Consider the following 13,171-nt stretch of genomic DNA (forward strand, 5'->3'; position numbering starts at 1 on the left):
GTAAATTGATCCATATAACCATATTATTAAATTGACATATGGTTTTCTTTTGTTTTAAAATGACCAGTGAGTCATTATTATTCAACTCGGTTTAATATATATGTACCAAACCAACTGTACGATACTGAATTTACGATCTGATCGGGAGGTAACTTGTGATGAAAAAACAAATGAAATGGCCGCTAATCCTGTTCGCCATAGGGGTATTTATGGCTGCGCTGGACAACGGGATCATCACCTCTTCACTGACCACCTTAAATGCATCATTTGGTGTGTCGCCAACATGGGGAGCATGGACGATTACGCTTTACACGCTTGGGCTTGCGGTGAGTGTACCTATTGCAGGCAAACTGTCGGACCGTTATGGTCGCAAGAAGCTATTTTTGATTGAAGTGGCGTTGTTTGGGATCGGGTCCCTGCTCGTTGCGCTGAGCACATCATTTACCTTTTTCCTGATTGCTCGTGTCATTCAAGCTTTGGGCGGTGGTGGGATTTTTATCATTGCCAGCTCATACGTATTAAGCAAGTTCCCGGCGGAGCGACAAGGTACAGCCTTGGGTCTGCTGGGAGGGATGAATGGTGTTGCCGCTATCTTGGGACCCAATGTCGGTGCTTTTATACTGGACCTTACGGGCAACTGGCATTGGTTATTCCTGATCAACGTGCCTATCGCCATACTGCTGTTCATTGCAGGTATTCGATTTATTCAGGAAGAGCAGGAACTGAATCGTGCAGCAGTGGACTGGAGCGGTATTGCTGTCCTGACGTTGGGTGTACTCAGTTTAATGTACAGCTTCAGCAATCTGGACGGTGTGAACATGCTTCAAAGCCTGGGATCACCGATGTTCTACGGTTTCTTCTTGGCAGGTGTGATCATTCTGGTGCTCTTTTACTTCATGGAAAAAAGGCTGGAAGGATCTGAACGTGAACCTGTTGTATCGACACAGCTTCTGGGCATTGCGTCCTTTCGCTGGACGTTGCTAATTGCCTTTTTCTCGGGAGCCATTCTGGCCTCAGTGATCTTTATTCCCGGATTTGTTGAGCAATATCTCGGCGTATCCAATACGGCTTCCGGGTACTGGTTTACTCCGCTTGCGCTGGCATCTGGCATCGGGGCAGGTGGAGGTGGGTACCTCGTTGACCGCAAAGGTCCAATCTGGACGTTATCGGTTGCGGGGCTATTATCTGCGATTGGATTCCTGCTGTTCCCGCTATGGGTGGAGCATATCTGGCAATTTGTCATCGCGAGTACACTCGTAGGTATCGGCTTCGGCATGATGCTTGGTGCGCCAGTTAATGTACTTGTCACAGAACAGGCGGGAGAGAACAACAAAGGCATCGCGGTAGCGACCAGTTCGTTATTCCGCCAGATGGCGATGGCTATTGCACCTACGATTTTCGCTGGATTCCTGGCACGTTCGTTCATTAATCTGGGGTCCAACATTCAGGCAGGATTCGCTGACAAAGGAATTCAGGTGCCTCCGGAGATGCTGGAGCAATATGCATCGGGTGGAGCAGCAGGGAGTGATGTCTCCAGTCTGACAGAGGGCCTGTCCCAGATTCCTGATGAAGGCATCCGTGATGTGTTGCTCCAGGCAGTGCATCAAACGACAGGGCAGGGTTATAATGGCCTTTTCTGGTCTGCGGTGGTATTCAGTGTGCTTACGCTGGTAGCTGCGCTTATAACGGGACGTCTGCGTCAAAAAGAGAAGAGCCAACACGTGGAAAGTATATCCACAAACTGATTCGATAACGTTAGAAATGAAGAGAACAGTGTACCTTTTGTAGCTAAAAAGGAGTCGCTGTTCTTTTCAATTTAACCGGATTGTAACTTTTCTTGCTCTCGCAATGATTACAATAGAACGAGCGTAAGCGGTGTCTTGATTCCAGAGAGAGAAAACTTCAGAGAACACCGAGTCACAAGGCATCCCAGACGTTTAATTGGTAGTATGGATTCTCATTTTGATAGTGAAGAAGGAATCGATGGATGAAAAGCAGAACTAAAGATAAGAAGAAGAAAAGAAGAAAAGGCCTATATATAACGCTCGTTTCACTTGTTGTTTTGTTAATCGGAGGGTATTTGTTCCGTCAGCAACTGGCTGTAGCGGCATTTGATCTGTTTCTCGCCGGTTCGGTAGAAGATCAGTTATCCCGCTCTTATGTACCGCAGGAAGGCAACAACACGCCTGATCCAACGGTATACCGTAAGGAACCTTTCTCCGTATTACTGCTCGGTTCGGATAAACGCGCCTATGAGAAAACGCGTGGTCGTTCCGACACCGTCATCTATGCTGTAGTACGTCCGAAGGAATCCCGTGTGCTTCTGGTATCGATTCCACGTGATACGTATGTGCAGATTGTAGGACGGGATGCCAACAAGGACGGCGAAGATGATTATGATAAGCTGGCGCATGCCTATGCTTTTGGTGGGGAGAATATGTCCATCAATACCGTGGAGAAATTTCTTGATGCTGATGTGGGTTATTATGCAACGATCAACTTCGACGGAATCAAAAAAGTGGTTGATGCGCTTGGTGGTGTAAAACTGCCAATCGATGAGGACATTGTGAACAAGAATCCGGATCATGTGCAATTCACGATTGAAGGCGGTAAGCCGATCTATGACGGGCAGGAAGCACTGTATTATGTAAGATACCGTGAGGATAGCGATTTTAATCGTACCAAGCGGCAGCAGATTTTCCTGAACGCGATGGCGAATGAGATGCTGAATTTGAATCAAATCGCCAAAATTCCGGAACTGATTCAGATCATGGGAGACAGCTTCCAGACGGATATGCGAGCTTCTTTCATTATTGATCTGGCCAAACAAGTGCTTACTCAAGAGAAACCGCAGATTTCAAGCTTCACCATCCTGGGTGAGGGAATGAAAAAAGACGGTATCTATTATGGTCAGGCTGACGAGAAAGATGTTCAATATGCCAAAGAGCTGATTAACAACTGGATGGATCAATCGACCCCAGCCGGTGAAGTCATGATCCCTGACCGGCAAAAGATTGAATAACCAATTCCATACCAATGATGTGTTGTAGACCACAATCAGCAGTACGTTTATTCGCGGGCTGCTGTTTTTTTTCTTTGTATTGAGAACTATTATCCTTTTGGAACATCCTGCGTTCTGATCCGTATAATATAAGTTGAGCGAGATAAGTTGAACGAAGAAATTCACAAGGAGGATACACAAGGGTATGAACATCGCATTTTTTTTGCTACCCAAACAAGAGGTTACGTGCGTGACGTCGGATTCTACACTGCGGCAAACGTTGGAACGGATGGAATATCATCGTTTTACGGCGGTACCCATTTTGAATAAAGAGGGCAAATATATTGGTACGGTTACCGAAGGCGACTTACTGTGGTATATGAAGAATGCCGAGGGAAAGATTTCATTTGAAAACGCTTCAAAGTTCTTGCTCAAGGATGTTCCCCTTCGCTTGGATATTAAACCTGTATCCATTAACGCCAACATGGAGGACCTGATTAATCTGGCTAAAGTTCAGAACTTTGTTCCTGTGGTCGATGATATGGATCGGTTCATTGGTATTGTCAGACGGAGTCAGATAATTGAGTACTGCGAGGGCATTGTAGCCAAAGAATCGATCAAGGCTAAGTAAGGCTGTTACGAATTTAAACATTATTGTGTCATGATGGATAATCACAGCCGTCCGGTATCATGTTAAACTTAAGAAGTCCTGAATCAGGGCCGCATTCGAAGTTTTTTACAAATATATAGGTCGATAGGATGTACGGAGGACTCCGCATAAGTACCTGACATCAGTTTCGGAGAACTTCTCCGTTTTTTGGGGTAATTTTGCGGGCCCTCTTTTTATGCTATAATCGAGAATAAAGCTTTTTCGGGGGAGAGTGACTTTCGCCAATATGCCTAAAGAACTGGATGTAGCCAAACGCGCTAAAGTGATTGAATGGCTGAAAACCGAAGTGCTTGATCAGGTATCCCGATTATTCAAGGCGTTATGGGAAGGCAGTACAACTCGAATCGGGGACAGTCTTGCCAGTTTGATTATGAGTAGTTACATATTGGGCCGCAGGCTCGGTATTCCTTTCAAGGATCTGGATGCACTGCTAGTTGAGAAGTTGAAAAAGCATAAACAGGAAGGTCACCAGCTTGAAGACTGGTACCAGGATATTTCCGCGCTAGAAGATCATATGCGTAAGAGGTGAATTTGTTGAAATTTAGCTTTAAATCAGCTGTTTGGAGCGCAGTCTATCTGCTCTTGCTACTTTCGCTGTTAACTCCTTTATCGGTACTTGCCATATTTTTTATGATGATTCCGGGAGTTATTTTGTATGCTTCATTATCTTTAAAATCATTTATATGGCATCTCGTGCCCGTAGCCGTTATTTTGGTCGTATTCCACCCCATCTATCTGTTACTATTGCTCATCTTTACCCTGCCTGCAATCGTTATGGGTCACGCGTATAAAACACGCAAATCGGCCCTGTTCGCTCTGATGGCGGGAAGTGGCATGATGTTGGCAGAATACTTGTTGTTGCTCTTAGTCGGCAGTGTCATTTTCCAATTCGACCTGTCCAGTTATATTGAAGATGTGGTCAAATTGACCATTGAACCGTTAACCAATACATCGAATCAGATGATCAACGGTTTTGCATGGACACCTGAGATGACCGAGGATGTTGCCAAACAAACACAGCTTATGATTCCGTTTGCTCTCGTTGTCACATCGATGGTAATGGCCTTTATTACACACGCCATAGCTCGTCCAATTCTGAACGTGATGGGTGTGGTGGTATCGAAGCTTCCACCAGCGAGAGAATGGCGTATGCCGCGTGCATTGATCTGGTATTATTTCCTTGCTCTCTTGATCGAAGTGATCTCCAGACAAAGTGATGGAACATACTGGACCATGATTGCCATGAATCTGTCGCCGTTAATTAATCTGGGCTTTATGATTCAAGCGATCGGTTTCTTCTTCTTTCTCTCACATGCAAAGAAATGGAATCCGGTTATACCATATTTCCTGGCGGCAGCGGTCTTCTTCATTGGTCCGCTTCGGATTATCGGAATTATCGATCTGGCGTTCCCGCTTCGTGAGGCAATATCGAAATCAAAACGATAGGGTGATGAGTCATGCCTAAATTTCTGAAGAAACGCTGGCACGGCTACTATACCGTATGGGCGTTCATACTGCTGCTGTTGCTCGTTATGTTCGTTACCATTTATAACTGGACGCTTGGTTTGATTAGTCTGATACTGGCTTCGGCGCTGGGAATCGTCATGATTAAGGCGGAGCTCGCGTTCCGCCGTGAGCTTAACGACTACATTAATGGCCTATCTATTCGGATCAAACGGATGGAGGGGGAAGCGGTCAGCATGCTTCCATTCGGAATTGTGCTGTACAGCGAAGATCGTACGGTAGAGTGGCATAACCGCTTTGTCGCGGAGATGTTCCAGGAGAAGACAATGGTGGGTAATCCGCTACTTAATATGTTTCCCAAACTTCCTCAGCCTAAAGAGAAGAAGGATGGGACGAAGGAACATTCATCCAAGGAGTTGCATGACGAATTCCAGTTGGATGATCGGCATTATGGAGTTATTCATAACCCGCAGGAGCGGTATGTATATGTATACGAGATTACGGAGCTAGCCATTCTTCGTGATAAATATGAAAATGAACGCCTTGCATTGGGAATTCTCGTTCTGGATAATCTGGACGAGGCTGCCCAAGGCATGGACGATCAACAGCGTACAGCGTTGATTGCCCGTGTGACCAGCGAAATTACGTCATGGGCCAAGCGGTACGAAGTGTACCTGCGCCGTCTGTCTTCTGATCGTTATCTGTTGATGCTGAATCATAAGTCTTTGCAGGAACTGGAGCAGAGCCGATTTGTCATTTTGGATGAAGTTCGGGAGATGACTGCTGACCTCAAAGTGCCAATGACACTCAGTGTTGGACTGGCGTTTGGATCGGATAGCATCAGCGAGATGGGAGAATTGGCACAGTCCAGTCTGGACATGGCACTTGGACGTGGTGGTGATCAGGCTGCCGTGAAGTCCGGACAACGCCTGTCTTTCTATGGCGGTAAGTCTAATGCAGTGGAGAAACGGACACGGGTAAGAGCCCGCGTTATTGCGCACGCGTTGCGTGATCTGATGCAGGAGAGCGATCGGGTGCTCATCATGGGGCACAAAATTCCGGATATGGACGCGATCGGCGCATCCATCGGAGTGTGGAAAGCGGCCAGTCTGTACAATGTGGAAGCACGGATTGTTCTGGATGGAATGAATCCATCGATTGAACGCATGATGGAGCAAGTGAACAAGGACGAGAAGTTGTCCAAAGCATTTGTATCACCGGAACAGGCAACCCAGATGATGACCGAGCACACGTTGCTGGTGGTGGTGGATACGCATAAGGCCTCCATGACCATGGAACCGAAACTGGTACAGTCTGCTACCCGTGTCGTAGTTGTGGATCACCATCGCCGGGGTGAAGAGTTCATCAATGATGCAGTGTTGATCTATCTGGAACCTTATGCGTCTTCTGCTGCCGAATTGGTAACCGAACTCTTGCAATACATTCATGATAAGGTACAATTCACTCCGCTAGAAGCTACGGCTCTACTTGCCGGGATTACGGTGGATACGAAGCATTTTGCACTGCACACCGGGTCCAGAACGTTCGAAGCGGCAGGTTTCTTGCGCCGTAGCGGTGCGGACACCATTATGATCCAGCGGTTGATGAAAGAGGATCTGTCAGAATATATTGCTAAGGCAGAAATCATAAAGCATGCTAAAATGGTATATGGAAACATTGCGCTGGCGGTCACAGACCCTGGCAGCAAGATTTCACAGATGATGATCGCCCAGGTGGCGGACACATTGCTGAACATGACTGACGTGGTCGCTTCATTTGTGATTAGTGAGCGTCCGGATGGACTGATTGGCATCAGCGCGAGATCGCTGGGGCGCATGAATGTTCAAGTTGTCATGGAACGACTGGGCGGTGGCGGACATTTGACAAATGCTGCCGTGCAGCTTGAAGGAACGCTTGGAGAGGCAGAAAAACGGCTGACGAACGTACTGGCTGAAATCGAAAAGGAAGAGGGGCTGTTCGAATGAAAGTCATTTTTATAAAAGATATGAAGGGTCAAGGCAAGAAAGGGCAAGTGAAAGAAGTATCTGAGGGTTACGCACAGAACTTCTTATTGCCACGGGGAATCGCACGTCTGGCAACGGACGGCAACATGAAGACACTGGACAACCAGAAGGCGGCTGAGGAAAGACTCAAACAGGAAGAGAAAGCGGAAGCGGAAGCACTTGCGAAAAAGCTGGAAGCAGAAGTGACTGAACTGAAAGCGAAGTCCGGCGAAGGTGGTCGTCTGTTCGGCGCCATTACCAGCAAACAAATTGCAGAAGCTTTGTCTAAAAAGGGTCTGAAAGTAGACAAACGTAAAATTGAGCTGGACGAGCCTATTCGTACACTCGGCGTAACACAAGTAACTGTCAAGGTTCACCCTGAAGTGAAGGCAACCTTGAAGGTACAGGTAACGGAAGAGTAAGATGGGCGGAGAAATGTTATTCGACCGGATTCCCCCGCAGAACCTGGAAGCCGAACAGGCCGTGCTGGGTGCAATCCTGTTGCAGGGCGAGGCCCTGATTACAGCGATGGAACGGGTGCAAACCGAGGATTTCTATGATAAACCCCATCAATTAATCTTTGAAGCGATGATCCAGCTTGGTGAGGGAAATCAACCGATTGACCTCGTGACACTGACTTCGCTTCTGAAGGATAAAGGTGAGCTGGAGGACATCGGGGGCGTTAGTTATCTGGCTAAGCTAGCCCATGGTGTACCTACAGCCGCGAACGTAGACTATTACGCTCAGATTATCGAAGAGAAATCGATGCTGCGTCGTCTGATTCGTACGGCAACACAGATCGTGAGCGAAGGATATACAGGCGGTGAAGATGTTGCAGCGATGCTTGGAGAAGCTGAACGTCGCATTCTGGAGATATCCAACCGTCGCTCCAGTAGTGGTTTTATAGCCATTCAGGACGTACTGATGGAAGTATTCGATCGTGTGGAAACACTTCATCAGAATAAGGGTACAACGACAGGTATTCCGTCCGGGTTTATCGATCTGGACAAGATGACTGCCGGATTCCAGCGCAGTGACTTGATCATTGTAGCGGCCCGTCCTTCCGTAGGTAAGACGGCCTTCGCCCTGAATATCGCTCAGAACGTAGCCATTCGGGCCCAGGAGACGGTAGCCATCTTCAGTCTGGAGATGTCAGCTGCCCAGCTGGTGCAACGTATGATCTGTGCGGAAGCCAACCTGGATGCCAGCGTAATGCGTATGGGTGATTTCAAGGGAGATGAAGACTGGCAGAAGCTGACGATGGGTATTGCAGCTTTGTCAGAAGCCAACATCTTCATAGATGATACGCCAGGGATTACCGTAGCGGATATTCGTGCCAAATGCCGTCGTCTGAAGAAAGAGAAAGGCCTTGGCATGATCCTGATCGACTATCTTCAACTGATTAGTGGACGTGGTAAAGCAGGGGAGAACCGTCAACAAGAGGTATCCGAGATCTCACGTACACTGAAACAGATTGGCCGGGAACTGGAAGTTCCGGTTATTGCCTTGTCCCAGCTGAGCCGGGGTGTAGAGCAACGTCAGGACAAACGTCCGATGATGAGTGACTTGCGGGAATCGGGTTCAATCGAGCAAGATGCCGACATCGTAGCGTTCCTGTACCGGGATGACTACTATAACCAAGAGACCGAGAAGAAAAATATTATCGAGATCATTATCGCTAAACAGCGTAACGGTCCGGTAGGTACGGTGGAACTGGTCTTCCTGAAAAACTTTAATAAATTCGTCAATTACGAGAGGGCGCACAATGACGCCTTCGCGATGTAACGGGCAGGTGCTGACGACTTCGATCAAGAAGCCAGAATCGTCTGTCCCGAAGATCAACCATTAGAGCAACTGAACTCAAACATGTGTTATAAATACCAGATATAGATTCACATTGAAATGGGTATCCTTGAACCGGTGATAGCAGTCAAGCAAGCTTGGACTGAAGTCTCCGGTTTTTTGTGTTGAAATAATGGGTAAATCCCGAACATTACGGTTGTACTATATCTAATTGTTCGCCATTTGATTTGACTTTGAAAAAGGGTACTGGTACACTAATACTGCTGCGTTAAAGCAGCGCAAACCTTCCCTTGAATGTAACGGAAGGACATTTTTACTGTCCGTTAGCACGCTTCTCAGTCGGTTTATTGCGTAACACGCCTGCCGGGATAGAGGACGGACAGACCAATACAAAGGTGCGCAAGGCACCCACGGAGGAATGTTAACTATGTCAACGGTAGTTGTAGTGGGAACGCAATGGGGAGACGAAGGAAAAGGTAAAATCACGGATTATTTGGCGGAGAGCGCTGATGTGGTGGCTCGTTATCAAGGTGGTAACAATGCGGGTCATACAATTCTGATTGATAACAAAAAATATAAACTGACGATGATTCCATCAGGGATTTTCTACACAGATAAAGCGTGTGTTATTGGTAACGGAATGGTTATCAACCCGAAGGCACTCATCGAAGAAATTAACTATATTCATGACAATGATTTTACAACGAAGAACCTGTCCATCAGTGAGCGCGCACATATCATCTTGCCATATCACATGGTACTGGATGCACTCGAAGAAGAGAGCAAAGGTCCGAACAAAATCGGTACAACTGGCAAAGGAATTGGCCCATGTTACATGGACAAATCAGCCCGTATTGGTATTCGGATGGTTGACCTGCTGGATGCTGAAGATTTCGAACTGAAACTGCGTCATCTGGTCAAAGAAAAGAACCGTGTCATCGAGCAAGTCTATGGCGGCCAGCCTGTTGATGTGGAAGAGATTCTGCAAGATTACCTCGGATATGCTGAAATTCTGCGTCCTTACGTACGTGATACATCCGTTGTACTGAACGAATATATTGATGAGGACAAAAAAGTATTGTTTGAAGGTGCACAAGGCGTTATGTTGGACCTTGATCAAGGAACTTATCCATTTGTTACATCATCCAATCCGTCCGCAGGTGGCGTATGTATCGGTTCTGGCGTAGGCCCGGCTCGTATTCAACAAGTCATTGGGGTAGCGAAAGCTTACACAACCCGTGTAGGAGATGGCCCATTCCCTACGGAATTGCATGATGCAATCGGTGACCAAATCCGTGAGACTGGACATGAGTACGGTACGGTAACTGGACGTCCACGTCGTGTAGGTTGGTTCGATAGTGTTGTTGTTCGCCACGCGCGTCGTGTCAGTGGAATCACAGGTCTGTCCCTGAACTCTCTGGACGTAATGACAGGTCTGGAAACCGTAAAAATCTGCACAGGATACAAATTCCGCGGCGAGGTCATCACACACTATCCGGCAAGCCTCAAAATGCTGGCAGAATGTGAAGCGGTATACGAAGAGATGCCAGGCTGGAGCGAAGATATCACTGGAGCTAAGAAACTCGAAGACCTGCCAGTGAACACACAGAATTATGTAAAACGTGTTTCCGAACTGACAGGCATTCCAATTGCCATCTTCTCCGTTGGTCGTAACCGTGAGCAAACAAATCAAGTTCTTCCAATCTACGAGTAATCGAAGAAATAGAGAGATTGTTTCTTGAATTATAAAATAGAATCCTCTGCCGACTTAGGCATGTTGAGCCTCCAGTTGTTGCTTTTATAGCGATGACTGGAGGTTTTTTGTATGTTTTTCGGATATAATCCCGAGATTTCCGTCAATACTGGTTAACAGTAGAGTCACAGACCCCAGCATGCGCATGCTAGACGGGTGGGATAATCGGAGGGAGAGAACGGAATGAAGTTGCTTGTGTGGTTTGTCAAAATCGTGCTAACCGTGTTGCTGGTCAGTTCACTGACACTGCTCACGACCGGATTAATTGTACAGTCATATGCGAAGTCGCTACTCGCGAGTTTCAATATTCAGTGGGAAGGTCAACCCATGGGGTTAACCGCCATGTTCCAAGGTGCTTTGGGCGGTAAAACCAGCGAGGGGAATAAATCGGGAAATGGGACGACAGATCAGCCGACAGGAGCGGACGAAGAGAAGGTTCCGGAAGATGCTGTTTCAGTTATGGGGAATGGGACGGAGAGCGGTCAATCTGGCGTAGATGCAGGCAATAATGCGTCCCAAGGGAGCGGCTCAGGCGAGGGCGCAGGTGTAGGCTCAGGTACAGATACGACTGGCGGATCAAATTCAGGCACAAGTGCAGGCAATGGGACGGATACGGGCACGGGTAATGACTCAGGAACAGATCAGGGTAATGGTACAGCTTCAGGTAATGGAACCGGAGCAGCCAGCGGAGGTGCTTCTTCAGGCAATGATGCTATTGTCGTATCACCGGATGACATTACAGGAGCGAAGGACAAGCTGCCAGCAGAGGAGAAAGAAAAAATCTTTAGCCTGCTCATGAACAAGCTGCCGCAGAAAGAGATGCAGCAGATCTCAGGTGCCATGGAAGGTGGCCTAACGGAACAGGAATTACGTGAGATTGAACAGGTGATCTCGAAGTACCTGACCAGTGAAGAGTACGACAACCTGATGGAAGTACTGCAAACAGAATAGGATGATAGGCAGGCAGGGAAGACAGCGTGCTAATAGACGTATCGCCTGATTCATAATGTAATGGACTTGTCGAGGATGATTGAATATAATTTATTTAAATAAATTCTGGAAATGCCTGTAGGAGGGAAAAGTGTATGAAATATAAAGGTAAAGAACACAACATATAAAAACGTTCAGGCAACATTGCAGAAACCTCCAGTCCAATTCGTGGACCTCCGTTCATAGGTGCTTTCAAGAGAAACGATGGACTTGTGTTTACGAATACACTAATTGGAGGTTGTATTGACCATGAACTTATATCATTCTAATTCAGAACCATCAGTAAAAGAGTTTGCCGAGGCGGCGAAAGAGCGATACGAGCAAGGGCTGCAAGAGGCGGACCAGCCGTTTAGTGGCTGGGATTTTAGCTATGTAACAGGGAGTGGGAGGCTCCAGAGCGGAATATTGCCTTGGTCATATGGAACGATGGCGCGCCGATTATTGAATCAAACAGAACGAATGCTCGACATGGGGACTGGTGGAGGAGAGATGTTGTCCAGACTCCGTCCCCTTCCTCCATACACATGTGCGACCGAGGGCTATCTCCCCAATATACCTATTGCAGAGGAACGTTTACAGCCGCTCGGTGTGAAGGTGCTTCCAGTGACTGATGATTCGCAACTTCCTTTCACAGATGGGGAATTCGATCTGATTCTTAATCGGCATGAGTCGTATGATGAGCGGGAAGTTAGGCGGATTCTATCGGTAGGGGGAATGTTTCTAACTCAACAGGTAGGTTGGTCAGATTGCAGGGAGATCAATGATCGGCTCGGCATTCCTATGCCAGCGGATTACGCTGAATGGGAACTGGATCGTGCTGTTCTTCAGCTGGAACAGTCTGGATTCCGTATTCTGGAGCAACGGGAAGCAACCCCTGCACAACGTTTCTATGATATAGGCGCACTGGTATATTATCTAAAGACTATCCCGTGGCAAGTACCTAATTTCAAAGTGGAACAGTTCCGTCAGCCGTTATTGGATATTCATATGGAGATGGAGCACAATGGATTCTGGGAAGTACAGCAAAAGCGATTTGTAATTCTTGCAGTCAAAGAATAGAGACATAAAAGTTAAATTTCTATTGTGGCATGAGCTGAAATCCAGTTTAAGATAAACCACAAACAGGTTGTTTACGTAATCCCTTATCAGAGTTGATCTGGTGAGGGATTTTATTTGTATTTTTATGAAAAATAAAGCATATTTCACTGGGTCTTAGAACCTAGTCTTAATTTGGGAACAAAAGCACATAGTACAGCGGATGTTGAGGCATAATGGGTGATGGACCAGTCGTGCTATCTTATGGATAATTCAGGGAAACCAAGCGGGGCGTGGCTTTGTGGTGTGACGTATAGAGTTGAAATGAGTGTAAAACCTGTGTTAAAGTATACGGGTGTGATAAAAGGTTAAAATTTTGACACTTTTACGAGCGCAGCTAAAGTCCTGATTTTGCGGACACCCAATACAAGTATCAACGAGCATGGGACAGA

General features: G+C 46.9%; 11 protein-coding genes. All 11 read left to right on the forward strand.

Going from position 1 to position 13,171, the window contains the following annotated elements; all coding sequences use genetic code 11:
- Positions 1–158 precede the first annotated feature (158 nt).
- The gene (locus tag MHB71_RS25340; RefSeq protein WP_340027964.1) at positions 159–1,745 is read left to right on the forward strand and encodes an MFS transporter; all 1,587 of its coding nucleotides are present in this window, start codon (positions 159–161) and stop codon (positions 1,743–1,745) included.
- Positions 1,746–1,987: 242 nt separating this feature from the next.
- Entirely contained in the window at positions 1,988–3,022 is a 1,035-nt protein-coding gene (locus MHB71_RS25345; RefSeq protein ID WP_036671869.1) for an LCP family protein, read from the forward strand.
- A gap of 184 nt (positions 3,023–3,206) precedes the next feature.
- Positions 3,207–3,632 (forward strand): CBS domain-containing protein, encoded by a 426-nt coding sequence (locus tag MHB71_RS25350; RefSeq protein WP_017691444.1) that lies wholly within the window; start codon positions 3,207–3,209, stop codon positions 3,630–3,632.
- Positions 3,633–3,897: 265 nt separating this feature from the next.
- Positions 3,898–4,200 (forward strand): MazG-like family protein, encoded by a 303-nt coding sequence (locus MHB71_RS25355; RefSeq protein ID WP_017691445.1) that lies wholly within the window; start codon positions 3,898–3,900, stop codon positions 4,198–4,200.
- On the forward strand, positions 4,197–5,117 hold the full coding sequence (locus MHB71_RS25360) for a DUF2232 domain-containing protein (protein ID WP_340027965.1): 921 nt from the start codon (positions 4,197–4,199) through the stop codon (positions 5,115–5,117). Before MHB71_RS25355 ends, MHB71_RS25360 begins: the two co-directional genes overlap by 4 nt.
- 11 nt (positions 5,118–5,128) lie before the next feature.
- Positions 5,129–7,120 carry a DHH family phosphoesterase gene (locus tag MHB71_RS25365; protein ID WP_253504618.1) on the forward strand — a complete coding sequence of 664 codons (1,992 nt, stop codon included), beginning with the start codon at positions 5,129–5,131 and terminating at the stop codon, positions 7,118–7,120.
- Positions 7,117–7,560 (forward strand): 50S ribosomal protein L9, encoded by a 444-nt coding sequence (gene rplI, locus MHB71_RS25370; RefSeq protein ID WP_036611925.1) that lies wholly within the window; start codon positions 7,117–7,119, stop codon positions 7,558–7,560. Before MHB71_RS25365 ends, rplI begins: the two co-directional genes overlap by 4 nt.
- Position 7,561: 1 nt before the next feature.
- The gene (gene dnaB, locus MHB71_RS25375) at positions 7,562–8,923 is read left to right on the forward strand and encodes a replicative DNA helicase (RefSeq protein WP_036611922.1); all 1,362 of its coding nucleotides are present in this window, start codon (positions 7,562–7,564) and stop codon (positions 8,921–8,923) included.
- A gap of 445 nt (positions 8,924–9,368) precedes the next feature.
- Positions 9,369–10,655 (forward strand): adenylosuccinate synthase, encoded by a 1,287-nt coding sequence (locus MHB71_RS25380; RefSeq protein ID WP_036671866.1) that lies wholly within the window; start codon positions 9,369–9,371, stop codon positions 10,653–10,655.
- 222 nt (positions 10,656–10,877) lie between these two features.
- Positions 10,878–11,645 (forward strand): hypothetical protein, encoded by a 768-nt coding sequence (locus tag MHB71_RS25385; RefSeq protein WP_076329300.1) that lies wholly within the window; start codon positions 10,878–10,880, stop codon positions 11,643–11,645.
- Between the two features lie 288 nt (positions 11,646–11,933).
- A complete protein-coding gene (locus MHB71_RS25390) occupies positions 11,934–12,743 on the forward strand; it encodes a class I SAM-dependent methyltransferase (protein WP_340027966.1) in 810 nt (269 codons plus the stop codon).
- Positions 12,744–13,171: the final 428 nt, after the last annotated feature.

The organism is Paenibacillus sp. FSL H7-0940 (assembly GCF_037979415.1).
Lineage (GTDB): Bacteria > Bacillota > Bacilli > Paenibacillales > Paenibacillaceae > Paenibacillus > Paenibacillus amylolyticus.